Origin of the sequence: Ahrensia kielensis DSM 5890 (assembly GCF_000374465.1) — a bacterium.
Lineage (GTDB): Bacteria > Pseudomonadota > Alphaproteobacteria > Rhizobiales > Rhizobiaceae > Ahrensia > Ahrensia kielensis.
In genome coordinates, this window is record NZ_KB894528.1 from 1213775 (window position 1) to 1238241 (window position 24467).

The following is a 24467-nucleotide window of genomic DNA, read 5'->3' on the forward strand; positions in this document are numbered from 1 at the left end:
TGCTAAAAATCTTCACAGCAAGGGAATTATTGTCTTCAAAATTGAACGCACGAACCCTATGCACGCCAGTTAGGCTGCATTGGGTCGTTCAATACAGAAAAAAGTTAATCGCGCGGACGAATAAGCTGAAAACGGAAATTCAGTAAGATTGCCGCAAATGCCAAACCAACTGCTAGTCCGGTCCATATGCCAACACCGCCCCAATTTTCGACAATTCCCAAATAATAGGACGTTGAAAGCCCAACACCCCAATAGGAGAAAATAGCCATTGCCATGGGAATACGCGTATCCTTCAAACCGCGCAATTGAGCGACCGCAACAGCTTGCGTACTATCAACCAGCTGGAAAACAGCAGCAACGAAGAGCAATGGCACCGCATAAGTTGCCACAGCGGCCACATCCTCTTTGCCTTCATCAAGGAACATGCTGATCAACTGATCTGGCATGATAAAAAACAGGCTCGCACTGACGACAGCAACCAAGATCGCTATTGCCATAACAGCATTGGCAGCCCGCTGAAGATTACCCGGATCATTACGGCCATAGGCATTCGATACACGTATCGTCGCGACCTGACTCATACCAAGCGGTATCATAAAGGCTATGGAAGCCAATTGCAGCGCGATACCATGAGCAGCCAGCGGCACAACGCCAAGCCAGCCCACCATAATCGATGCAAAAATGAACATGCCTACTTCTGCCAAAATCGTAATGGCAATAGGAATACCAATCTTCAATACATCAAAGAACGCATGCCAATCAGGGCGCCAAAAGCGAACAAAGACCTCATATTTCCGCGCATCTTTTTGATAAGCAACGTAAAGTGCCATCGCCAAAAACATAATAATGTTAACCAGCAATGTCGCATAAGCAGCACCGCGAACACCAAGTTCCGGCGCACCCCAATTGCCAAAAATAAGCATGTAATTGACAACAATATTGGCAAGACCTGCCAACAATGTTGACCAGAAAATAATTTGCGCACGTTCAATAGCAGACAAAAACGAACGCAAAGCATGGCTAAGCAATGTCGGGAACATGGCGATCGCTGCAATTGCCAAATATTGGCCAGCCAAAAGCGCAAGTTGCGGCTTTTGTCCCAGCGCAAGCAAAATAGATTCGCCAAAGAAAAGCAGCGGCAGAACAAGGCTGGAATACAAAATAGCAATCCAGAACCCCATGCGAACAACACGGCGTACCGTGCGTTTATCGCCCTCACCCTCCGCTTGCGCAGCCATCGGCATTACTGCCTGACCAATACCAGCACCAAAGATCATAATGATAAAGAACAACTGCGTCGCGAGAACACTGGCGGCCAGTTCTTCCACGCCGTACCAGCCGAGCATGATAGTGTCGGTGGTATTCATCAGCATAAGACCAAGCTGTGATCCGACAAGCGGAATGCCAAGCTTGAATGTCGCGCGCAAATGCTCTGACCAGCTCTTGACTGCCGGCGTTACAACGTTCGTATCGATGTGAGTCATATCTGTCATCAAGACCCATTAGCCTCGATTATACGAAAGGCCAATAAATATTTTCAAACCATCAAGTAAAAAATCAACGGTTAAAGTCTAAATTCAGATTACCAAAACCATATCACAGCAAACGGCCAAGAAACTCCTGCACCGGTTCTTGATCGTCCGCAAACTCACCAAGACGTTTGATTTCCCATTCAAGACGAATACCGGACGTATCAAGCACGCGCGTGCGTACCGTTTCGCCGAGCGTTTCAAGATCATGACTGCTTGCGCCGCCCGTATTGATCATAAAGTTGCAATGCATGGGCGACATTTGCGCTTGTCCCACCATCAGACCGCGGCACCCTGCATCATCAACCAATTTCCACGCTGAATGACCGTCTGGGTTTTTAAAGGTCGAACCGCCGGTTTTTTCCTTCACCGGCTGAACTGTTTCGCGGTGATGTTGCACTTCATCCATCTGTTTTTGGATAATTGTTTTATCTTCCGCATAACCTTCAAAAAGCGCACCCGTGAAGATCAAGTCCTTGGATGCACCCGAATGACGATAGGAATAGCCCATGTGATCGTTCGAAATGACATGTTTTTCGCCTTTGCGATCAACAGCATAAACCTCAACAACGCGCTCGCGTGTTTCAGTGCCATTGGCCCCTGCATTCATGCGCAATGCACCGCCAATCGCGCCTGGAATACCATGATAGAAATGAAAACCGCCAAGTGACGCATCACGCGCAGCACTAGCCAGCATTTTATCCGGCACAGCAGTACCGCACTTAATCTGTGTGTCGCCAACAGTTTCTATGCTGCCAAAGCCACGCGCTGAAAGACGAATAACAACGCCTTTTAGGCCGCCGTCACGCACCATCAAATTGGAGCCAACCCCAACGACCAGAACAGGCACATCGTCAGGCAGCGCTGCTAGAAACATCGCCAGATCATCTTCATCAGCTGGCTGATAAAGCACCTCTGCCCGCCCGCCCGTGCGAAACCAAGTCACAGCACTCATTGGCGCATCAGGTGTCATGCGTCCGCGCAAATCCGGCAATAAAGGACGCAGCCGTTCCAGCAATGCTTCACCATTAATAGACATTAGGCGTCACCACCGGCCAATTCGCGTGGCAGCGCATAAGCCCATTGTGTGATGGAGCCAGCGCCCATATAAATCACATAGTCACCCTCAGATGTTTCCTTGCGCACGATTGATGCGACATCCGCAGGACCCGAAATTGTGCGTGCATCACGGTGCCCGCCAGATTTCATATGGCTGACCAGCGTCTCATGATTTGCGCCCTCGATCGGGTCTTCGCCAGCTTCATAAACAGGAGCAACAAGCGCGATATCTGCATCGTTAAAACAAGCAGCAAAATCATCAAACAAATCATGTAACCGCGTATATCGATGCGGCTGCATAATTGCGATAACACGCTTATCTTTAGCCGCAGAACGTGCTGCCTGAAGAACCGCTTTAATTTCAACAGGGTGGTGCGCGTAATCGTCAAACACAGAAACGCCGCTCCAATCACCCGTATGCGTAAAGCGGCGTTTTACACCGCCAAAGGCAGAAAGCCCTTTTGTAATATTTTGCACGCTCATGCCAAGCTCATGCGCAACGGCAATTGCAGCTGTAGCATTTGAAACATTGTGTGCGCCCGGCATTGGCAAACGTAAGTCAGGCAGAAATACGATTTCGCCGCCTTTGCGGTCACGAATTTCAACATCAAACAGCGATGTCGCCCCGTCCATACCTTTATGCGTATAACGCACATCAGCCTGCGGGTTTGTACCGTAAGTGATTACACGACGATCAGAGATCTTAGAGACCAGCGACTGCACTTCAGGATGATCAATGCAGCACACGCCAAAACCATAAAACGGCACATTTTCTACGAACTGCTTGAAAGCTTTGCGCACATTGTCAAATGAACCATAATGATCAAGATGCTCAGGATCGATATTAGTGATAACAGCCACATCCGCTGGCAATTTTAAAAATGTGCCATCACTTTCATCGGCCTCAACAACCATCCACTCGCCTTCGCCCATGCGCGCATTGGTGCCATAAGCATTGATGATGCCGCCATTGATAACGGTTGGATCAAGATCACCAGCTTCCAAGAGTGTTGCCACCATTGAAGTTGTCGTTGTTTTTCCGTGCGTGCCACCAATCGCAATCGCGTTTCTAAAACGCATGATTTCCGCCAGCATTTCTGCACGGCGCACGATCGGCAGTAATTTCTCGCGTGCAGCAACCAATTCAGGATTGTCTTTTTTAATCGCCGTTGAAACAACCACAACCTGCGCATCGCCAATATTTGCCGACGAATGGCCGACAAACACTTCAATGCCTTTTTCGCGCAGTCGCTGCACATTGGGTCCGTCAGCCTGATCGGAGCCTTGAACCTTGTGGCCAAGGTTGTGCAGAACTTCAGCAATCCCGCTCATACCTATGCCGCCAATTCCGACGAAGTGAACCAGTCCGATATTTTGCGGCATTTTCATATGATTAGTTCCGAAATTCTAGGCGTTGAATATCTAGGATTGCGCAGCTTTCAGCTCAGCAACACTCTTTCCAGACGCAATAGCCTCTGTCAGGTCTGCAAGCAAGATGTCTGCTTGCGGTTTGCCAGCCGCCTTAGCAGCCGCTGCCATGTTAGTAAGCTCGTCCGGTGATTGGAACAAACGCTCAAACTCGGCAGCGATAATATCAGCATCAAGGTCCGACTGGCGCATGACCTTCGCGCCGCCAACCGCTTCCAGCGCTGCAGCATTTGCAGCCTGATCGTGATCTAGCGCATGTGGGTACGGCACAAAGATCGCAGGTCTGCCAATGGCTGCAACCTCTGAAACCGTTGAGGCACCAGAGCGCGCCATAACCAAATGTGCATTGCTGATGCTATTTGGCAGATCAGAAAAGAACGACGACACCACGGCCTTAACGCCAATAGCTGCATAGGCAGCGCGTGCTTCATCTTCATCTTCTGGCCGCGCTTGCTGCGTTAAATGAATACGTGCGCGCAGACCTTCCGGCAGTTTTGCGAGTGCAGCTGGTATTGTTTTAGAAAAGAACTGTGCGCCTTGGCTACCGCCGAAAACCACAAGATTGATCGGCCCGCTTTTACCAATTGGTGCATAGGCTTTGGCACTTGCCTCTTTAACCGCAGGCCGAACCGGATTGCCCGTTTCGATAATTTTATCGGCAAACGCGCCCTCAGCTTTTAAAAAACCGCCCGCTATCATCGTCACGCGCTTTGCCAACATTTTGTTAGCGCGGCCAGCAACAGCATTTTGTTCATGGATCATCGTTGGCATTTTACCAGCAGCAGCCATGAGCGGCGGCACCGTTGGATAACCACCAAATCCGATAACGGCTTTAGGTTTAAGATCGCCAATCAATTGCCTTGATGTGCGCATACCCTTCATTAAAACCAAAACCGCTTTAACGATTTTTATCGGGTTCATGCCTGACGGCGATGCCGCTTCAATCACATGTGTCTGTAGCGCGGGGAAATTCGCCGTATATTGCTGCGCGCGCTTGTCGGTTGCCAAATGAATGGTCCACCCACGCTTGTGAAGTTCATGCGCCAGCGCTTCAGCTGGAAATAAATGGCCGCCAGTACCACCAGCACAAAGAAGAATTACACCTTTTGTCATTTCTACTCCGCTGCTTCCAAACCACCTTCAATAGGTGAATGGAAGCGTACTTTGCCTGCGCGCGTTTCAGGACGTTTACGTGTCAAAGCCAACAAGAACCCAGCGGTCAATGCAACCGCGATCATGGATGAGCCGCCATAAGAAATGAATGGCAGCGTCATGCCCTTAGCAGGCATCAATTGCAAATTAACCGAAATATTGATCATCGACTGAAAGCCGATCAGGATGACAAGACCAGACACTGCAAAACGGCGGAAATGGTCAGTTTCATTAAATGAGCGCTTCAAACCATAAAGGACGATGAAGGCAAAAACAGCCACCAAAACCATACATAAAATAATACCGTATTCTTCACCAAGCACGGAGAAAATAAAGTCCGTATGGCTATCTGGAAGCACGCGCTTAACTGTGCCTTCGCCCGGCCCTTGGCCAAACCAGCTACCGCGCACAATCGCTTCGCGTCCCATATCAACCTGAAACGTATCGCCTTCTCCGGTCAAAAAGCGGTCAATACGTCCAGCAACATGCGGCAGCGCATAATAGGCAGAAAGCAGACCAACCGCACCAATACCGCCAAGCACAACAATCCATAACCAAGACATGCCAGCCATAAAGAACATGGCACCCCAAGTACCGGCGAGCAAAATCGTTTGTCCCAAATCTGGCTGCGCTACCAAAAGCCCAACGATTGCAATGAACAAAATACCAGCAAACAAATTGCCCGGTATATCTGGGCGGCGTTGGCGTTCTGCAAACATCCAAGCACAGATAACCACGAAGGCCGGCTTCATAAACTCTGACGGTTGAAGCTGAAAACCAAGAATGCTGACCCAGCGGCGCGAGCCTTTGATTTCAACACCAAAAAACAGCGCCATAACCATAAGGACAATGGATCCTGCCAACACAAGTAGCGCAAGTCTGCGCACATGACGTTCTTCAAGAAAAGAAACAGCAATCATAACGGCTATCGAAGGCAGTAAGAAAACGGCATGGCGTTTGACGAAGTGAAAACTATCCAGCCCAATGCGCTCGGCCACATTCGGGCTCGCGGCAAATGACAAAACCATTCCAAAGCCGATGAGCGCTAAAAATGCGACCAATAACCAACGGTCGATGGTACGCCACCATTCTGCACCTGCGCTGCGGTCACTGCGTACATACATTAGCTTTTCCCTTCCACTTTTTCTTCAAGTGGCAATTTTTCGACAGCTTCAGTAAAAGCTTCACCGCGTTTTTCGAAATTCGAAAACTGGTCAAAGCTTGCCGCTGCCGGTGCCAGCAATACCACAGGTTCATGGTGCGAACTTTGCGCCGCATCTGCCGCAGCATGTCGAACGGCAACATCCAGCGTTGCCGAAATCTCATAAGCAACATCTTCGCCAAGGGTGGCAGCAAAAGATGGTGCTGCTTCTCCAATCAGATAGGCTTTTGCAATATTGCCAAACAATGGGCGCAGCGGCTCAATACCGCCTTCTTTTGCAAGCCCGCCCGCAATCCAATGGATTGAACTAAAGCTTGAAAGCGATTTCTCCGCCGCATCTGCATTGGTCGCTTTACTATCATTGACGAATTTGGTTTTCCCGCGTTCCGCGATAATTTGCATGCGGTGAGCAAGGCCAGGAAAAGATTTAAGCGCAGCCGTCATATCCTGCGCGCTTAGCCCCAGAATACGGCCCGCAGCAGTCGCCGCCAAAGCATTCTGCATATTATGCGCGCCGCGCAGTGAAGGCGCATCACTCAAATCAAGCATATCGCCATATTGCTCAACATCGATAAGCATCGCATTTTCAATACGTGCAGCAATCGCAGCCGACCATTTATCGCCGACACCAATCACGCCCTGCACAGATTTAGCAACGAGCTGCTCTTTAATGGCCGCATAGTTTTCCATTGAGCCATGACGGTCTAAATGGTCCGGCGACAGATTGAGCAATATGCCCACATCTGGGTCAAGCGAAGGGGCAAGATCAATCTGATAGGATGAACATTCAATCACATAAACGCGCCCATCTTCAGGCTCTTCGAGCGCAAGCACAGGAACGCCAATATTGCCGCCCATTTGAATGTCACGTCCAGCTTCTTTAAGCAAATGCGCAACCAGCGCCGTTGTTGTTGATTTGCCGTTCGTTCCGGTAATCGCAACAAGCTTGGCTGTCGTTTCTGCATCACGGCGCTGACGGCAAAATAATTCTACATCGCCAATGATTTCCACACCGGCACCATTGGCCAAATCAACCGACCAATGCGGCTTGGGATGTGTGAGCGGAACGCCGGGAGACAGCACGAAACTATCAATCGCCGACCAGTCCACACCGTGCAGATCAGCACAATTGATGCCTTTGGCCTGCGCCCGCGCGACACTGTCAGGATTATCATCCCAAGCAAAAATCTCTGCTCCACCAGCAATCAGCGCTTCGGCAGTCATAATGCCAGAGCCGCCCAATCCAAAAAGGGCAACCCTTTTACCAGCCATGACTGTCAGCTTAATCATCGTTATTGCCTAGCGAAGTTTCAGTGTGGACAATCCCACAAGAGCAAGAATGAGAGCGATAATCCAAAAGCGAATAACAACTTGGCTTTCGGTCCAACCTTTTTTCTCAAAATGGTGGTGAATAGGCGCCATCAGGAATACGCGTTTGCCAGTCATCTTAAAATAACCGACCTGAATAATCACGCTGAGCGCCTCCATAACAAACAGACCGCCAATAATGCCCATAACGATTTCATGCTTTGTCGCCACAGCAATGGTGCCAATCAAGCCGCCAAACGCGAGAGAGCCTGTGTCACCCATAAAAATCGCAGCTGGCGGTGCATTGAACCATAAAAAGCCAAGACCAGCGCCCATTAAAGCACCCACCACAACGGCCAAATCACCTGTGCCGGGCACAAAGTGAATCTGCAAATAATCGGCAAAAATCGCGTTACCGCACAAATAGGCAATAATGCCAAAGGCACCTGCCGCAATCATGATCGGCACAATCGCCAACCCATCAAGACCATCGGTTAAATTTACCGCATTACCCGCGCCAACGATCACAAAAGAAGCCATTGGAATGAAGAAAATGCCGAGATTGAATAGGAAATCTTTAAAGAACGGGAATGCAAGACTTGAGGAGAAAGGCTCGCCGCCAGTCTTCATGATAATGTAGGATGCAATACCAGCAATAATGAACTCAAGAGTGAGACGCATTTTGCCTGAAAAGCCTTTGTCTGACTGCTTGGTCACTTTCAAATAATCATCATAAAAGCCGATTGCGCCAAAGCCGATCATCACCATCATGACAACTTGCACATAGGTATTGCTTAAATTGCCCCAGAGCAATGTCGCAACAATAATGCCAACAAGTATCATCAAGCCGCCCATTGTCGGCGTACCCGCTTTTTTCAAATGTGTTTGCGGACCATCGGCACGAATTGGCTGGCCTTTGCCCTGCCGCAATTTAAGCGCTGCAATAATGCGCGGGCCGAATAGAAACACGATAAAAGCGGACGTAATTAACGCGCCGCCGCTGCGAAAAGTGATGTATCGAAACAAGTTAAGAACTTGAAACTGGTCAGCGAACTGCGTCAGCCAGTAGAGCATTGTAGAATTCCCCTTAATTACTGCCGAGCAGCATTACCCCTGTTGTTACGCAGCGCTATACGCTTTCAAAAGCGCTTTAACAATTTTTGAAAACCCAATGCCATTAGACGATTTCACCATGATCACATCTCCAGCAGAGGGAACTTCGGTAAATTCTTTGGCCAAACTATCCGCATCTTCAAAATAATGCGTATTAAATTCTTCGCCGAGAGCCGCCTCAAGCGCAATCATTTCTGAGCCCGCAAGATAAACATCCTTAATCGCGAACCGCGCCAAAGGATCAGCAAGGGCCGCATGTAGCTTTTGTGAAAACTTGCCCATTTCAAGCATGTCGCCAAGCACAGCAATGCGGCGGCCACGCCCTTTCGGGTTCATCGAAGCCAGCATCTCAAGCGCTGCCTCCATTGAGGCCGGATTTGCATTATAGCTCTCATCAATCAGCGTGAAAGTGCCGCCCGAGACTTTCAATTCATAATGGCGGCCACGTCCATCAGATGCGGTCAGCCGCGCCAAAGAATGGCTAACTTTGCACATATCCGCCTCAACCAGATGAGCCGTTGTCAAAATAGCCAGCATATTTTGAACAACATGCTTGCCCGGTACACTGACCTTGAAAGCAACTTCCTGTCCAAAAACTTTTGCAATCGCCGTTGTGCAATCGTCTAAATATTCTGCATTTTTGAGCACAACATCACCGCGCCGGTTCGCGCCGTAACCAACAATGTTTTTCACACCCGATTTTTCAGCAATTTCGCTCAGCAATTTAAAGCGCTTATCATCCCGATTGATAATTGCAGTGCCGCCGCGAACAAGCCCGCTGAAAATTTCGCCCTTAGCATGAGCAATGTCGTCGAGCGTTTTAAAATGCCCCATATGGGCCGCAGCAACCAATGTAACGATGGCAATATGTGGCTGCACCATTTTCGCAAGCGGCGTTATTTCACCAGCATGGTTCATACCAATTTCAAATATGCCGTACTCAGTTTCTTCCGGCATACGCGCCAATGTCAGCGGTACGCCCCAATGATTATTGAAGGAAGCCGCAGAAGCATGTACCCTGCCGCATGTAGCAAGCGCATGTGCCAGTGCATCTTTTGTCGTGGTTTTACCAGCCGAACCTGTCACTGCGATAATTTTTGCTTTGGAGCGCGCGCGTGCCGCTTTGCCTAAAAGTTCCATCGCATGCAGAACGTCATCAACAACCATGAGCGGTGTTTGTATCCGGCCAAGTGATGGCAATCTTTTCTCGTCAATAACCAAGACAGCTGCACCCGCAGCCGCAGCCGCTGTGGCATAATCATGACCATCAACGCGGTCGCCTTTGATTGCAAAAAACGCCTCGCCCTTTTGAAGAGTGCGCGTATCAATCGAAATACCAGTGATCTCATCTGGAACGCCGTGCACAGGCCGTGCATGCATGGCCTCAACCATCGCTTGACCTGTCCATAATGGCATTTCACCAATCGGGCCAACTTCCTCAATAGCACTGCGCGCTTCTTCGTGGTCTGAAAACGGATGCTTCACACCATTGATTGTTTGGCCCGTTTCATGGCCCTTGCCTGCGATAACAAGCGTATCACCTTTGCCAAGATTTGAGATCGCTGTGCGAATAGCTTCGCGGCGATCACCAATTTCCACCGCACCATCTGCAACATCCATAATGGCACGGCGGATAAGCGCTGCATCTTCCGTGCGCGGATTATCGTCGGTCACATAAACAACATCAGCAAGCCGCACGGCAATTTCACCCATGATCGGGCGCTTGCCCGTATCACGGTCACCGCCGCAACCAAACACCACCGCAACCTTGCCAGTCGTGAATGGGCGAACAGATAGCAGCACTTGTTCAAGCGCCTCTGGCTTATGTGCATAGTCTACATAGACCAGCGCACCATTTTTCGTTGTACCAACATGTTCCAGCCGGCCCGGCGCACCCTGCAACACCTCAAGTGCTTTAAATGCAGTTTCAGCATCAACACCCGTTGCGATACAAAGTCCGGCAGCCACCAGCGCATTGGCAATCTGGAAGTCGCCTGCAAGCGGCAATTCAATACGGTAAATTTTACCATCATGCGCAAGTTCTGCGATTTGGCGGTGCCGTTCATGCTCCACACGCTTGAGCGTAATATAGTCGCCTTTGCGCCCAACCGTCATCACCGACAGGCCAGCCTTGGTAGCAGCATTGATGGCTTTTTCTGAATAAGCATCATCTGCAAAAATAACAGCCGGAGATTTAGGGTCCATCAAAGTATCAAAAAGGCGCATTTTAGCAGCCAAATAATCTTCAACCGTTGGATGGTAATCCATGTGATCGCGGCCAAGATTGGTAAATCCGGCAGCGGTCAGCTTCACACCGTCAAGGCGGCGCTGTGTTAGGCCATGACTGGATGCCTCCATCGCAACATGGGTCACGGCCTCAGCAGCCAGATTACGCATTTCAATGTGCAACACGACAGGATCAGGCGTTGTCAGCGAGCCTTCAATCGAACCGCCCGGCCGTTCAATGCCAGTTGTGCCAATACTGGCAGCCTGCAATCCTGAAAAAGCATAAATTTGGCGCACAAAAGCTGCAACCGACGTTTTGCCAGCGGTGCCTGTAACCGCAACGACTGTTTCTGGTTGCGGGCCATAAAAAGCAGCGGCTAAAAGCGCCAATGTCCGGTGCGGGTCAGGCACATGTAGAACGGGCACACCAATATCACCCAAATCATCATTAGGGCCGCATACGACAATCAAAGCACCTTTTTGTACCGCATCCAAAGCAAACTGCGCGCCATTGGCTTTGACACCTGACAGCGCAACAAAAATTTCACCCGTAGAAATCTCTCGTGAGTCAGCGCTCACCCCATTGGCCTCGATTTCAGGCAAAACAGCGCCTGATTTCAGTTCCAGTGCATTATTAAGTATAGGAGATAATTGGGTTAAAAACATTTTTGTCTCGAAATCAGTGGAATCAGCTCGGCTTATACGCTGCTTAATACGACACTTGTAAGGCCTCGCGATCATTATGGAATTTAGGCTGTATACCAAGCAATGAAGCTGAACGGCGAATTATGCTCTGAACCATAGGTGCCGCATTTAATCCAGCTGTCGCACTGTACTGGCCTTCCACCGGTTTAGGCTCATCAACGATTGTCAAAACGACATATTCAGGATCGTCAATCGGGAACGCTGCCAAGAAGGCATTAAAGCGGACATTACTGGAATATTTTCCATTGATAACTTTTTCGGCTGTGCCTGTTTTACCGCCCATATAGAAGCCATCAACTTCGGCATTGCGGCCAGAGCCCTGCTCCACATTCAAGCGGAAAAGATAGCGCATTTCAGCGCTTGTCTTAGCTGAAATAACCTGTTCGCTCATCGCATTCGCTTCTTCTTTTGTGCGCGGCAAGAAAGTTGGCTTGATCAGTTTGCCCCCATTAACGAGAGCCGCAGCAGCCATTGCCGTCTGCAAAGGTGTCGTTGTTACACCATGGCCAAAGGAAATCGTGATCGAGTTGAGTTTTTTCCATTCTTTTGGTTCAAGCGGACGGGCAGTCTCTGGCAGCTCAGTTTTAAGCATGTCCAGCAGGCCAAGCTTTTTCAAAAAATTACGATGCCCTTCAATGCCAACTACATCGGCCATTTTTGCGGTACCAATGTTAGAAGAATATATGAAAACTTCCGGTACAGACAGCACTCGATTCTTGCCGTGGAAGTCATTGATCGTAAAACGCGCAATTTTGATCGGTTTACTCGCATCAAAACGGCTATTCAAATTCACCTTGCCGCTGTCCAGCGCCATTGCGGTTGTAAACGCTTTAAACGTTGAGCCCATTTCATAAGTACCCGCCGCCATTCGGTTCAGCCGGTCTTTATCATTAGCGTTAAATGGATTGTTCGGATCGTAATCTGGCACAGATGCCATGGCGACCACTTCGCCCGTTTTTGCATTCAAAATAATAGCACCAGCAGCAATGGCTTGGTACTTATCCATCGCGGTCATAAGTTCATCACGCAAAATATGCTGAACACCTGCATCAATCGACAATTTGACCGGTGCAAGTTCTTCAGAAGCATCTAAACCCAAAGCCTGCAATGCACCGATACCTTGGTTATCGATATATTTTTCAATCCCAGAAATACCTGCATTGTCGATATCGACGAGACCAAGAATATGGGAAGCGTTTGGGCCGCCGGGGTAAAAACGGCGCGTTTCATTACGAAACCCGATACCTGGAATACCAAGCGCTAAAACTTGTGCTTGTTGCTTAGGCGTTATTTCACGACGCAGCCATACAAACCCAGCACCCGAAGATAATTTTCGGTGCCATTCCTTATAATCCACATCTGGCAATACGCTTGTCAGCGCCTCAACAGCTTCATCTGGATCAATGATACGGCGCGGTTCACCATACAGCGATGCAACCCGAATATCAGACGCCATGATTGCGCCATTGCGGTCAACCAAATCAGGCCGAGCAGCCATGTTGCGGTTAATCGAACCGTAGCTGCGCCCCTGCTCAAGGTCAGTCATACCATATTGAATAAGCCGCCCACCAATGACGCCATAAACAGCAATAAAACATCCCATTGCAATGACGACACGGTTTCGGCTTGATGCCGCTGAGAGCGCAGGCTTATGGCCTTGATCAGGTGAGCGCCGTAAAGGTTTGGAAAAAGGAAACCGCATTTTAATTGCTTTGCCCTTCTTCAATAGAACCTGTTTGCAGATCATCGATTGCTTCACCCGCGATGAGATCGCCAATGTCATCACCGGGCGCAAAGACCGGCACATCTGGCAATTCGTCTGCAGAAATAATCTGATCTGCTTCCGTGACTTGCAGCCCTAGCTCTTGCTCATAACGTTTCGCAAGTTTCTCAAGCCGTGCAGGATGGCTCAAAAATGCCCAATCTGCCTTTAAAAGCTCAATCGTTTCGCGCTCTAGTGCAATCTTATTTTGTAACTCACGTATTTCAGTCAGCTTTACTTCGGCTTCGTGCTTGACCTGATAGGTCCACGTTGCAGCCGCAATCACCAGCCCCAGAAACAAAAGATTTATCCAGCGCATCATGTCAGCGTCTCCGTCGCGTTGAATTGTTAGGCGCAGCGTCTGAAAAACGTGGCCAAGGCAAATTAGGTAATTTGAAAATCGAGAAATCGAGATCGTCGCGGCTTGCATCAGTGCGTGTGCCATAACGCAGCTTTGCAGATCGCGCGCGCGGATTAACCGCCGTCTCTGCTTCACTTGCACTCAACATGGCTTTGCCATCAATTGAATAAAGCATGGGTACTGGAACAGATGCAGGCAAGAAGCGTGAACCGCCAACATTGCCCGTGCGATCCTGAAAATATCTTTTCACAATGCGATCTTCAAGCGAATGGAAAGTGACCACAACCAGCTTCCCACCAACGGCTAAAACCTTTTCGGCTGCGTATAGCGCATGGGCAAGCTCATTAAGCTCGTCGTTTACAAAGATACGCAAGCCCTGAAATGTGCGCGTTGCAGGATGAATTTTATCGCTATGTTTTCGCGGCGTTACTTTTTCGATATGTTTGGCAAGCTGTAAGGTTGTTTCAAAAGGCACCTCACCACGCACATCAGCAATTGATTTGGCAATACGGCTGGCTTGGCGCTCCTCGCCTAAAATCCCGATGATACGAATGAGGTCGTTGACTGCAAATTTATTGACCACATCGGCAGCACTAATACCCGATTGCGCCATACGCATATCGAGCGGACCATCAAATCGAAACGAAAATCCACGCTCGGCCTGATCAAACTGCATCGATGAAACACCGATATCCAAAACAACACCGTCAACCGATCCTGCCTCAAAATGTTCATCCATTGAGGAAAACGGTGCTTGAATAAGCGACAATTGCCCTGCCCGTTCGCTCACCATCGCGCCAGCATCTGCAATCGCATTGGGGTCTTGATCAAAACCGGTCACGCGCGCGCCGCGGTCCATAATCGCTTTTGAATAACCACCGGCACCAAAAGTACCATCAATGATGTGTTTGCCTTCGCACGGCTCAAGCGCATCAAGTACTTCTGGCAGCATGACGGGAATATGCGGCGCTTCTGCGCTTTTATGAATATCAGCTTCGCCGGTCATGACACTTGTTTCCCTGCATCCAGATTGCGCTTTTCCAACAGTCGTGCGCGCACCTGTGCACGATGATCTGCGAACTGATCGGGATCCCACATCTGAAAAAACTGTCCACGGCCTACAAAAGCGATGTGATCCTTGATGCCCGTATGTTCGCGGATAAAATCCGTTACTTGCAGACGGCCCGACCCATCCACTTTGAAAAAAGCCCCATCGCCGTGACAAAATATCGACATATCGTCGGACGAGCGAAGAAAAGGATCGTCGAGCGCTATTTTCTCTTCGTATTTTTCCAGAAGGTCCATGCCGCCCGTGTCGATGGCAGGCATATCGATTGATTGCAAAGCGTAAAGATCGCTCAAACCCTTCAATTGCAGAACGGAGCGAAACTGCGCAGGAACAGAAACACGCCCCTTCGCATCGATCCGATTGACTGCATTTGAAAGAAATCGCTCCATCAGTTCCACTTGCACCTTTTGCATATCCGCAAGCTCCATATGAAAGCGCAGACAAACAACTTTCCCCACACAATCGATACCAATTACGAATTCCTGCAAAATCGGTAACGCCTGCAACACATAGCCTAAACCCTTGCATCACAGCGTTCAGTTTGGACATTGCGCTGCTTTGCGCGTGACCCGCCAAAGGCGAATACCGTACCAAATACTGAGAAGCGCATGACTGAGAACCGGGCAAATCAAGCTGCCTTATGGGGTAACATGGGCAAACATGGGCGTCAACGGGAATGCCGTGTTTTAAGCACACCAATCACCACCCATACGAATCAATAGAATTGCCCAAAATCCATTTATGATTGGTTAACCATGAGGCGAAAATCGCCATTTATATTATCTCCCATAACAATATTGCATGCGCTCACATTTCTGTTACGCTTTCTAGGTGTCGTTGGTGGGGACTAACGTGGGGGTTGAGTAATTGAAGTTTGAAATACGTATTGCTGCGGCAGCATTTGCCGCGCTCATGGTCACATGCGCACCTGCATCTGCCAAAACATGGCTAAAAACAGGTGGAGCATCAAAAACACCTTTTGGCCATTATGAATATTGCAAACGCGGTGGACGCCATTGCGGATCTCAGCGCGCAGTAGCGCCTGCACAGATGACTGAAAGCCGATGGGCAAAAATCCGCCGTATCAATACGGCTGTCAACAAGCAGATCAAGCCGATTCTGGATATCAATAGCCGCGGTGTAAATGAATATTGGGAAGTTCCAATAAGCCAAGGTGATTGTGAGGATTATTCACTTCTCAAGCGCTCAAGAATGATCGCAGCTGGCTTTAAAGCATCTCAATTACCTTTAACCAAAGTTCGCCTGCCGAACGGCCAAGCCCATATTGTGCTGGTTGTACGCACGGATGAAGGTGATTACGTGCTTGATAATTTGAGCAACCGCGTTCAGCCCGTCAGCAAAGTGCGTTATCGCTTTTTGAGTATGCAAGCCTCAAACAATGCCAATAATTGGCTGACAATCCGCGGCAAAACCAAAACGGCTGCCCTACAATAATCATAAGATAGGCCCGAGGTTTCACGGGCCTATTTGATAAAGTAAAAATGTGTCAGTTGGCCTGTAAGCCGGGTTCTGTATGGCGCTGAAATCAGCACGTGGCGACCATTCATCTGGGACGCATATTGCTATGCGCCTCTTGCAACCTACCCGGATGGCTCGCGAAGAGCCGCGCAACAAAGTTGACGCCATCCCTATTCGGTCTTGCTCCCGGTGGGGTTTACCCTGCCATGATTGTTACCAATCATGCGGTGCGCTCTTACCGCACCCTTTCACCCTTACCTCCATGATGCGAGCATCTTGAAGGCGGTTTGCTTTCTGTGGCACTTTCCCTAAGGTCACCCTCGCCGGACGTTATCCGGCACCGTTCTCTGTGGAGCCCGGACTTTCCTCACCGCACGTCTTTCGACATTGATACGGCGCGACCGCCCGGCCAACTGACACAATGGGTCTGTAACCGCATGACCAATTTGACGCAAGCACGAGATTAAGCAGCTTTTGTTATTATAGCAGCCTTGAGACCATATCATAACGCCCAGCATGTTCTGCAATACGGTTCAGCGCTAAAGCAGCCTCTGTTATGTGCAATGCTTCGCCGCTAAGTTGATCCGGCGATTTCCCCTCGCCTTGCGCAGCCTGCCGAACAGCATCAATGCCGGCAGCAAAATTTATGCGCGATGGATAAGCAGGCAATCTATCATTTTTAGTATGCGCATATTTTAGCCGTGTTCCAGCATGGGGTTTCATTTGCATAAACCGCCCGCGCATAGCTTCCAGCCGTCTGAAAACCTTGAACATGAATGAGAGAGGCTCATCCTTACGTTCAAGAAAGATATCGGATGCATCATCCCATAGGTCCGCGACAGTAAGCGTGCCATCCTCGCCCATAATGGTTAGAGAGCGATCTTTGGGCGCGCAAAGACCACATGTCAGCCGCGCAACAACACCATTTTCAAATTCAAGAATAGCCGTCGAAAAGTCTGGCGCCATATCGCCAGCAGCAATATCAACGCCCTTATCCATAAATAAAGTCGCCGACATACCCGTAATGCGTTTGATGGAACCAAACAGGCCGATCAGCCAAGACAGGCTATATCCTGCATGTTCCAGCGTGCAGCCGATCTCGAACTCATGCTTACCTGGCCATGCAGCACCGCTTATGCTGCGCCATTCTTGCCATTGCTCACGAAAAACCGCCCCATCTTCCATTTCAGCATAGACGAGTTTTGGTTTGCCAATTTTATTGTCGTGGAGTGCGCTTTGGGTCGCTTTATAAGCATCGCAATAAGCATTTGCCGGTGCGCCGCCCAATACAAGCCCTGCCGACCCAGCCTGCGCCACCAATTTGCGTGCATCATCAATATCCATCGCCAATGGTTTTTCGCAATAAACATGTTTGCCAGCAGCAAGTGCAGCCGAAGCAATCTCATAATGCGTTTCCGGTGTGGTCAGCACAACAACCAGCTCAACAGCATCATCATTTAAAACCGCATCAAGCGACGCATATGATTCAACCGAATAATAATCGCAAAACTGCGCAAGACGTTTTTCATCAATGTCAAAAACACCAGCCAGCGACAAAGACGCAGTAGCTTTAAGCGTTTTCATATAATAATCGGCAACAAAGCCTGTCCCGATAATAGCAAATCGCATTGAAAAATTCCTGTTTTGGGTAACGCTACAGGAAAAGCGTTGAAATGCGGTTAGCAAGCTGCGCCCGCTTAATCTTTCACTTCTGGATTAAAATCCACAGCCTCATAATCATCTTCATCCGTCAATTGCGGACCGGGAATGACATAAGCGCCGGATAGCCAACGGTTAAGATCAACATCTTTGCAGCGCTTTGAGCAAAACGGATACGTGTCGCGTGCACTATCGCGCGAACATTCAGGACATTTAACTTTAGGGCGTAGAGGCTCGACTTTCGAAGACATTAGTTTGTTCCGCTAAGCCAGTTGAAATGCACATTAAAGCCCTCGTCTGTGAGCAGCTTTGTAGTCTGATAAAGCGGCAGACCAACGACATTGCTATAAGAACCAACCAGCTTGACCACAAATGTGCCAGCCAAACCTTGTATCGCATAGCCGCCAGCTTTGCCGCGCCACTCACCGGATGCAAGATAGGCATCCATTTCATCGCGCGGAATACGTTTAAAGCGCACTTTCGTCTCAACAACATTTGAGCGCGATTTACCCTTCGGCGTAATCAGGCAAATGCCGGTATGCACTTTATGCGCACGGCCAGAAAGCATCCGCAGCGATTGCGATGCTTCATCCAGCAATTCTGCTTTTGGCAAAATATTACGGCTAACCGACACCACTGTGTCAGCGGCCAAAATATAAGTATTTTCTAATGTCTCGCCATCTTCACGCATCAGTTCCAGCGTGCGGTGCGCTTTATCATATGCAAGACGGCGCGCCAACGAACGTGGATGTTCGGCGCGCTGCGGTGTTTCATCAACATTCGCAGGCAGCAATCTATCCGGTTCGATACCGGCCTGCGCCAATAATTCGACGCGTCGGGGCGAACCTGAGGCAAGTACAAGTTTTTGAAAAACACTCATGCGGTGCGTTCGCCCAGTAAAAAAGCTTATTTAAAGCGGTAAGTAATGCGACCCTTAGTCAGGTCATACGGTGTCATTTCAACAAGCACTTTATCGCCTGTGAGTACACGAATACGGTTTTTGCGCATTTTACCAGCGGTATGAGCAATGATCTCATGATCATTTTCAAGCTTCACGCGAAACGTCGCGTTCGGCAACAATTCCGACACCACGCCGGGAAATTCCAAAAGTTCTTCTTTTGCCATGCTTTAATCAGCACCTTCTAAATATTTCAGTTTGGACATATCTGCCCCTGTTTCACGTTCATCTATAACATGAAACACGCTTTGAACAGACAAAATGATCAAGAAGGCTAATCGGTTCCCCGTTAGCCCTTCCAGTGTAGAACGCATACAAGCGTAAATAGACGCCGCGCCGTGTCAAAATCAACAGCCACTTTGCCATCAAGGCGCTGCATCAGCGTTTCAGAGCCTTCATTATGAACCCCGCGCCGCGCCATATCAATAGTCTCGATCTGCGTTGTTGAAGCCGTTTTAATAGCTTCATAATAGCTTTCGCAAATCATAAAGTAATCACGCACAATACGGCGAAACGGGCCAAGCGACAAAATATGCGTTGCAACTTCGCTGTCATCATCAAGTGTAATGTCGAGTACCAGCTTATTATCGATGACCGATAATTTCAGCTTATACGGGCCTTCAACAACATCATCGCCAACGGGGCGAAAATTGTTTTTTTCTAACACATCGAAAATCGCAACGGCGCGTTCATGCTCAACATCAGGCGTAGAACGACCAATAGACTGACCGAAAGTTAAGTCGGTCAGACGATCATTGGCACCAAATTCTATTTCACCCGAAGACATGTGTGTCCGCGCTTTCTATAGATTTAATCTGATGGAGACAGAGCGCCCATGCGCATCCAGTCCCTCGGCTTTTGCCAAGCGAATAGCAGCAGGACCAAGTTCACGCAATTGATCTGGCCCAAGCTTAAGCAGCGACGTCCGCTTCATAAAATCAAGGACACCTAAACCAGATGAGAAGCGCGCCGAGCGAGCTGTCGGTAAAACATGGTTAGAACCACCAACATAATCGCCAATCACTTCTGGCGTGTGGCGCCCGATAAAAATGGCTCCAGCATTGCGCACTTTCGTGGCAAGTTCGTCGGCACGGTCACAAGCAAGCTCTAGGTGCTCTGCTGCAATCCGGTTGATCAGCTTTAATGTCTGGCTGGAATAAATATCATCTACATTGATAATGGCACCAAAATCCTGCCAGCTCGCTGCAGCAATCTCGCTACGGCTAAGCGCTTTTAGCTGGCGTTCAACAGCAGCAACCACCGCTTCGCCAAAAGCTACATCATCCGTGATCAAAATAGACTGGGCACCGCTATCGTGTTCAGCTTGCGCCAACAAATCAGCAGCCACCCACTCAGGATCATTGTCTTTATCAGCAACAACAAGCACTTCTGACGGACCGGCAATCATATCAATACCGATTGTGCCAAACACCTGCCGTTTAGCTGCGGCCACATAGGCATTACCCGGCCCCACAACTTTCGCCACAGGCTCAATTGTATCTGTGCCATAGGCAAGCGCTGCAATAGCCTGCGCACCGCCAACACGGTAAACTTCGGTAACGCCAGCCAAATGTGCAGCAGCAAGAACCAGCGGGTTCAGTTCGCCGCCAAGCGACGGCACAACCATGACAATGCGCTCTACACCAGCAACGACAGCTGGAACAGCATTCATTAAAACAGAACTTGGATAGGATGCCGTACCGCCGGGCACATAAAGCCCCACCGCTTCAACCGCTGTCCAGCGCGAACCAAGTTCAACGCCAATCGGATCCGTATAAAGATCGTCTTTCGGCAATTGGCGCGCATGGTGCGAACGAATGCGGTCGCGCGCTAAAGTCAACGCATCAAGCGTTTCGTCATCAACCGCTTTAAGCGCAGCTTCAAGCTCTTGTTGTGACACACGCATTGGCGTTTTATCATAATCAAGCTTATCGAATTGCAGCGTATATTTTTTAAGCGCCGCATCACCATTTTCGCGCACATCATCAATGATCGCGCGCACGGTTGCGTCAACATCAGCAGAAACTTCGCGCTTCATACCTAAAAAGGTTTTGAAGTGTGCTTCGAAGTCATCACTATTGGCGTTCAGAAAAATAGGCACAAGGCACTCCGATTGTGAAATTATGCCAAAGGATGACGTGGTTTGAATTTTGTTTCCCACGCAGAACCAAGATCGTTCAAGCGCACTTCGATACATTCAACATCAAGTTGAAGAATCGGGCCATCTGAAAAAACAATCTCAATCGTGCCAGCAGGAGCATTATCAGCACTGAACTGAACCGCGAGCAAAGATAGCACCTGTTCTTCGCTGCCACGTTGAATGCCGCGCGTACGCACCGCATTAACACCGGCAAATGTCAGCACAGACCCATGACGTTGATAGGAGTCCTTGCGTTCATTTTTCGCCGCATCCCAAGAGAAGCGGTTCAACACCAATGAAAACTGGCGACTAGCAGGTGTATATTCAAACATAGCCGGCTTACAGACAGCATCCTGCACATGTGCAGAAATGACCGCGAGGTCCGCATCGTCCATTGCTATCAGTTTTAAATCGGCCATCTCCGAGCCTCTATGTAATTATTCCAAACCAACACCTAGTACGCGTTATGCTGCATTGCAACATAAAGTCACATAACTGTAATACTCGCAAGCAGGTTTTAGTGAGACATCCGTTCAACTTCAGCGCCACAAGCCTGCAATTTTTCTTCCAAACGCTCAAAACCGCGATCTAGGTGATAAACACGGCTAACTTCCGTTACACCTTCGGCTGCAAGACCCGCAATAATCATGGTCGATGAGGCACGAAGATCCGTCGCCATCACCTGAGCACCTTTCAAAATGGGTACACCGGTTACAGTCGCCGTTTGTCCAGAAAGCGTAATATTCGCACCAAGGCGCGCAAGTTCGGCCACATGCATGAAGCGATTTTCAAAAATCGTCTCAGTGATATGCGAAACGCCGTCCGCCTTTGTCATCAAACCCATATATTGGGCCTGAAGGTCGGTCGGAAAACCCGGAAACACTTCGGTTTTCACATCTATAGGACGCAAACCATTGCCATTGCGGCGCACACGCAGACCGCCTTCTTCTTGGCTGATTTCCATGCCCGTTTGGCGCAGCGTTTCAAGCGCTGTCTCCAAAAGTGAACCATCGGCACCCGCAAGCAGCACATCACCGCCAGTCATACCAACAGCCATCGCATAGGTGCCTGTTTCAATCCGGTCAGAAATGACACGATGACGCGCGCCAGACAAAGACGTAACGCCCTGAATTTTAATCGTTGTTGTGCCTTGGCCGGAAATTTTCGCGCCCATTGCATTCAAGCAATCAGCAAGGTTCACGACTTCCGGTTCACAGGCCGCATTTTCAATTATCGTATCGCCCTTAGCCAGCGATGCCGCCATAAGCATTACATGTGTTGCACCAACAGATACTTTGGGAAATTTGTAATGCGTGCCCGTAAGACCATTTTTCGCCTTTGCATGAGCATAACCGTTTTCCACCTCAATCTCGGCGCCAAGCGCTCTGAGCGATTCCAAAAACAGATCAACAGGACGCGTACCAATCGCGCAGCCACCTGGAAGCGAAACAATCGCCTCGCCTGTACGGGCAAGCAGTGGGCCAAGAACCCAGAAACTGGCACGCATTTTAGAAACAAGTTCATAAGGTGCGCGAATATCGACAATATTGCGTGCCGTGAAATGCACAGTACGGGCAAAATTTTGCCCTTCAGCACGGCGACGGCCCGTAACAGCATAATCAACACCATGATTGCTCAATATGCGTATCAATTGCTGAACATCAGCAAGATCTGGCACATTTTCCAATGTGAGCGTATCATCTGTTAACAACGATGCGATCATCAACGGCAATGCCGCATTTTTTGCGCCAGAAATCGGAATAATTCCGTTCAGCTTATTACCGCCAACAACTCGAATGCTGTCCATAAATCAATCCCGCAAAAATGCGGCCCCATAAATTATCGTGGCCAACGTAAAACCACATCTTACTAGCGCGTGGCTTTAGACCAACAAATGGGCTGGTTCAAGGCAAACTAACGATCAATAATGGCGTCAAAGGCAAAGCCGATAAACTTTAGCAAGACAAAATGAAGCTTAGAACTATTCTTTATCTTCTGTTTTTGCCGCTTTGATGCCATCACGGCGTGCATCACCCTCGCCTGCCCGCCGCGCCCGCGCTTGGCTTTTGCGGCGTGTAAGATTAGCGCGCAATTGTTCAGCCAATCGCTTGACCTTGTCTTCTTTTTTCTTTTGATCACTCATATCAGTCTTCAAATATGGCATAGCAGCGCCAAATAAAAGTCTTTCTTTGCATCATCACCGATCAGATGTGTATGAGAGCCGAAAACCATCTTGCAACGGGGTTTGCCTTGTGGCATTAGCCCCGCACCCGCGAATTAAGTTTCATCGCATCTGCTGCCGTAGCTCAGGGGTAGAGCACTCCCTTGGTAAGGGAGAGGTCGAGAGTTCGAATCTCTTCGGCAGCACCATTTCTCAAGTAATTTCAATCAATTAGCTTTTACCAATATCATATTTTCTGTTACCCCGCTGTTACCCAAAAATAAAATTCGTGCATAGTCCAACCCAAGACTGCTTTTTTTCTAAGTGACAAGCTAACTTAAAAAAATATGAGTAATGTGCAGTTGAGTGAGATGAAATGGTACAGATCGGAGATATTGCGAATGTAATAGATAGCGGCGACTTGTTTAACTGGGCGCCTCTAGATGACGAATTACAGACGATTGCTACAATTAAGGCTCTAAATTGGAAGCCTCTCGGTAATCCATCTGAAGTTATTTACCATATGACCTCGATGCTGACGGAGATCAAAAGAAAACGTAGCTTGCTGGGTTCAGATATCTCAGACGAAGAGTTAGCCATCGCTTATCGCTGGATAAGGATGGAATTAAGCCGGCATGAGCGAGAGCCTGAGGTCACTCAAGAACTCTTAAATGATCTACAGCAAATCCAAAACGGGCTTGCAGCCACAACTGCGGCGTTGAACGCAAAAAAAGCGCGCCTCTCGCGAACTGAACACACTTTAAAAAATTGCGCAGCTGATCAATCGGCAGATATTAATCGTCGTCTAAACAGCGAGACGCAGCAAGTTGAGCAGCTCCAAGAAATGGCAGATGAATTAGCTCTGGAAGAATTCATCCTGTCTGCGGCTGCACGTGAGGTTGGCCATTATATTACGAATACAAATGACGGATTACACGTTCAAGAGATAGACGCCTCCAAGGTCAGAAAAACAGATGAACCCACGATGCGGTTTTTAGAAAACCTCACAAAAATTTGGGCTGAATATGCTGATCCAGAACTGGGCTTACCTTTAAGATCAGAAGGCGAAACCAATCCGTTTATTCGGTATTTGCAAAGCGGACTACTATTCTTCAAACATGCCGATTTATCCCCTCTCCAACTCAACTCATTAGTTGCTCAGCATTTCAAAAAAGCACTTGTGTCTGAATAAGCCC

At 49.0% G+C, this 24467-nt stretch carries 23 protein-coding genes, 1 tRNA gene, 1 other RNA gene and 1 pseudogene; 3 read left to right on the forward strand and 23 right to left on the reverse strand.

Annotation, left to right across the window (positions count from 1 at the left end; all coding sequences use genetic code 11):
• Positions 1–104: 104 nt before the first annotated feature.
• The 13 genes and pseudogenes from C504_RS0106055 to mraZ form a co-directional block, all read right to left on the reverse strand.
• Positions 105–1493, reverse strand: a complete 1389-nt coding sequence (locus C504_RS0106055; RefSeq protein WP_018688423.1) for an MATE family efflux transporter — start codon at positions 1491–1493, stop codon at positions 105–107.
• A gap of 103 nt (positions 1494–1596) precedes the next feature.
• A complete protein-coding gene (gene murB / locus C504_RS0106060; RefSeq protein WP_018688424.1) occupies positions 1597–2568 on the reverse strand; it encodes a UDP-N-acetylmuramate dehydrogenase in 972 nt (323 codons plus the stop codon).
• Positions 2568–3977, reverse strand: a complete 1410-nt coding sequence (murC, locus tag C504_RS0106065; RefSeq protein ID WP_018688425.1) for a UDP-N-acetylmuramate--L-alanine ligase — start codon at positions 3975–3977, stop codon at positions 2568–2570. Before murC ends, murB begins: the two co-directional genes overlap by 1 nt.
• A gap of 33 nt (positions 3978–4010) precedes the next feature.
• A complete protein-coding gene (gene murG / locus C504_RS0106070) occupies positions 4011–5129 on the reverse strand; it encodes an undecaprenyldiphospho-muramoylpentapeptide beta-N-acetylglucosaminyltransferase (protein ID WP_018688426.1) in 1119 nt (372 codons plus the stop codon).
• Positions 5130–5131: 2 nt separating this feature from the next.
• Positions 5132–6292, reverse strand: coding sequence for a putative lipid II flippase FtsW (gene ftsW / locus C504_RS0106075; protein ID WP_018688427.1), 1161 nt, complete (start codon positions 6290–6292; stop codon positions 5132–5134).
• Entirely contained in the window at positions 6292–7620 is a 1329-nt protein-coding gene (gene murD, locus C504_RS0106080) for a UDP-N-acetylmuramoyl-L-alanine--D-glutamate ligase (protein WP_018688428.1), read from the reverse strand. The genes ftsW and murD overlap by 1 nt, the downstream gene beginning before the upstream one ends.
• A 9-nt stretch (positions 7621–7629) precedes the next feature.
• Positions 7630–8712 (reverse strand): phospho-N-acetylmuramoyl-pentapeptide-transferase, encoded by a 1083-nt coding sequence (mraY, locus tag C504_RS0106085; protein ID WP_018688429.1) that lies wholly within the window; start codon positions 8710–8712, stop codon positions 7630–7632.
• A gap of 45 nt (positions 8713–8757) precedes the next feature.
• Entirely contained in the window at positions 8758–10167 is a 1410-nt protein-coding gene (locus C504_RS18920) for a UDP-N-acetylmuramoylalanyl-D-glutamyl-2,6-diaminopimelate--D-alanyl-D-alanine ligase (protein WP_281167582.1), read from the reverse strand.
• A gap of 24 nt (positions 10168–10191) precedes the next feature.
• A pseudogene (locus C504_RS18925) lies at positions 10192–11643 on the reverse strand (UDP-N-acetylmuramoyl-L-alanyl-D-glutamate--2,6-diaminopimelate ligase); the annotation flags it as partial.
• A 43-nt stretch (positions 11644–11686) separates the two neighbouring features.
• A complete protein-coding gene (locus C504_RS0106095) occupies positions 11687–13429 on the reverse strand; it encodes a peptidoglycan D,D-transpeptidase FtsI family protein (RefSeq protein WP_018688431.1) in 1743 nt (580 codons plus the stop codon).
• A complete protein-coding gene (ftsL, locus tag C504_RS0106100) occupies positions 13386–13766 on the reverse strand; it encodes a cell division protein FtsL (RefSeq protein WP_018688432.1) in 381 nt (126 codons plus the stop codon). Before ftsL ends, C504_RS0106095 begins: the two co-directional genes overlap by 44 nt.
• Position 13767: 1 nt before the next feature.
• A complete protein-coding gene (gene rsmH / locus C504_RS17305) occupies positions 13768–14811 on the reverse strand; it encodes a 16S rRNA (cytosine(1402)-N(4))-methyltransferase RsmH (protein WP_018688433.1) in 1044 nt (347 codons plus the stop codon).
• Positions 14808–15263, reverse strand: a complete 456-nt coding sequence (gene mraZ / locus C504_RS0106110; RefSeq protein WP_026317269.1) for a division/cell wall cluster transcriptional repressor MraZ — start codon at positions 15261–15263, stop codon at positions 14808–14810. The genes rsmH and mraZ overlap by 4 nt, the downstream gene beginning before the upstream one ends.
• 478 nt (positions 15264–15741) lie before the next feature.
• On the opposite strand from mraZ, the gene C504_RS0106115 reads away from it, so the two are divergent.
• Positions 15742–16329 carry a transglutaminase-like cysteine peptidase gene (locus C504_RS0106115; protein ID WP_018688435.1) on the forward strand — a complete coding sequence of 196 codons (588 nt, stop codon included), beginning with the start codon at positions 15742–15744 and terminating at the stop codon, positions 16327–16329.
• A gap of 48 nt (positions 16330–16377) precedes the next feature.
• On the opposite strand, the gene rnpB is transcribed toward C504_RS0106115, so the two are convergent.
• The 10 genes from rnpB to C504_RS17310 form a co-directional block, all read right to left on the reverse strand.
• Positions 16378–16770: RNase P RNA component class A (rnpB, locus tag C504_RS18285), an RNA gene on the reverse strand.
• 63 nt (positions 16771–16833) lie between these two features.
• Entirely contained in the window at positions 16834–17982 is a 1149-nt protein-coding gene (locus C504_RS0106120) for a Gfo/Idh/MocA family protein (RefSeq protein WP_018688436.1), read from the reverse strand.
• 68 nt (positions 17983–18050) lie between these two features.
• On the reverse strand, positions 18051–18263 hold the full coding sequence (gene yacG, locus C504_RS0106125; protein ID WP_018688437.1) for a DNA gyrase inhibitor YacG: 213 nt from the start codon (positions 18261–18263) through the stop codon (positions 18051–18053).
• Positions 18263–18892, reverse strand: coding sequence for a Maf-like protein (locus C504_RS0106130; protein WP_018688438.1), 630 nt, complete (start codon positions 18890–18892; stop codon positions 18263–18265). Before C504_RS0106130 ends, yacG begins: the two co-directional genes overlap by 1 nt.
• A 26-nt stretch (positions 18893–18918) precedes the next feature.
• Positions 18919–19137: a translation initiation factor IF-1 gene (infA, locus tag C504_RS0106135; protein ID WP_018688439.1), complete on the reverse strand. Its 219-nt coding sequence runs from the start codon at positions 19135–19137 to the stop codon at positions 18919–18921.
• Positions 19138–19259: 122 nt separating this feature from the next.
• Positions 19260–19757 carry a UPF0262 family protein gene (locus C504_RS0106145; RefSeq protein WP_018688441.1) on the reverse strand — a complete coding sequence of 166 codons (498 nt, stop codon included), beginning with the start codon at positions 19755–19757 and terminating at the stop codon, positions 19260–19262.
• A 15-nt stretch (positions 19758–19772) separates the two neighbouring features.
• Complete coding sequence (gene hisD, locus C504_RS0106150) at positions 19773–21071, reverse strand: histidinol dehydrogenase (RefSeq protein ID WP_018688442.1); 1299 nt, start codon at positions 21069–21071, stop codon at positions 19773–19775.
• A gap of 20 nt (positions 21072–21091) precedes the next feature.
• Entirely contained in the window at positions 21092–21529 is a 438-nt protein-coding gene (locus C504_RS0106155) for a DUF2948 family protein (RefSeq protein WP_018688443.1), read from the reverse strand.
• A 98-nt stretch (positions 21530–21627) separates the two neighbouring features.
• On the reverse strand, positions 21628–22917 hold the full coding sequence (gene murA, locus C504_RS0106160) for a UDP-N-acetylglucosamine 1-carboxyvinyltransferase (protein ID WP_018688444.1): 1290 nt from the start codon (positions 22915–22917) through the stop codon (positions 21628–21630).
• Positions 22918–23091: 174 nt separating this feature from the next.
• Positions 23092–23274 carry a hypothetical protein gene (locus C504_RS17310; RefSeq protein WP_018688445.1) on the reverse strand — a complete coding sequence of 61 codons (183 nt, stop codon included), beginning with the start codon at positions 23272–23274 and terminating at the stop codon, positions 23092–23094.
• A 131-nt stretch (positions 23275–23405) separates the two neighbouring features.
• Between C504_RS17310 and C504_RS0106175 the strand changes: the two genes are divergently transcribed.
• Positions 23406–23480, forward strand: a tRNA-Thr gene (locus C504_RS0106175).
• A gap of 167 nt (positions 23481–23647) precedes the next feature.
• Positions 23648–24463, forward strand: a complete 816-nt coding sequence (locus C504_RS0106180; protein WP_018688447.1) for a hypothetical protein — start codon at positions 23648–23650, stop codon at positions 24461–24463.
• Positions 24464–24467: the final 4 nt, after the last annotated feature.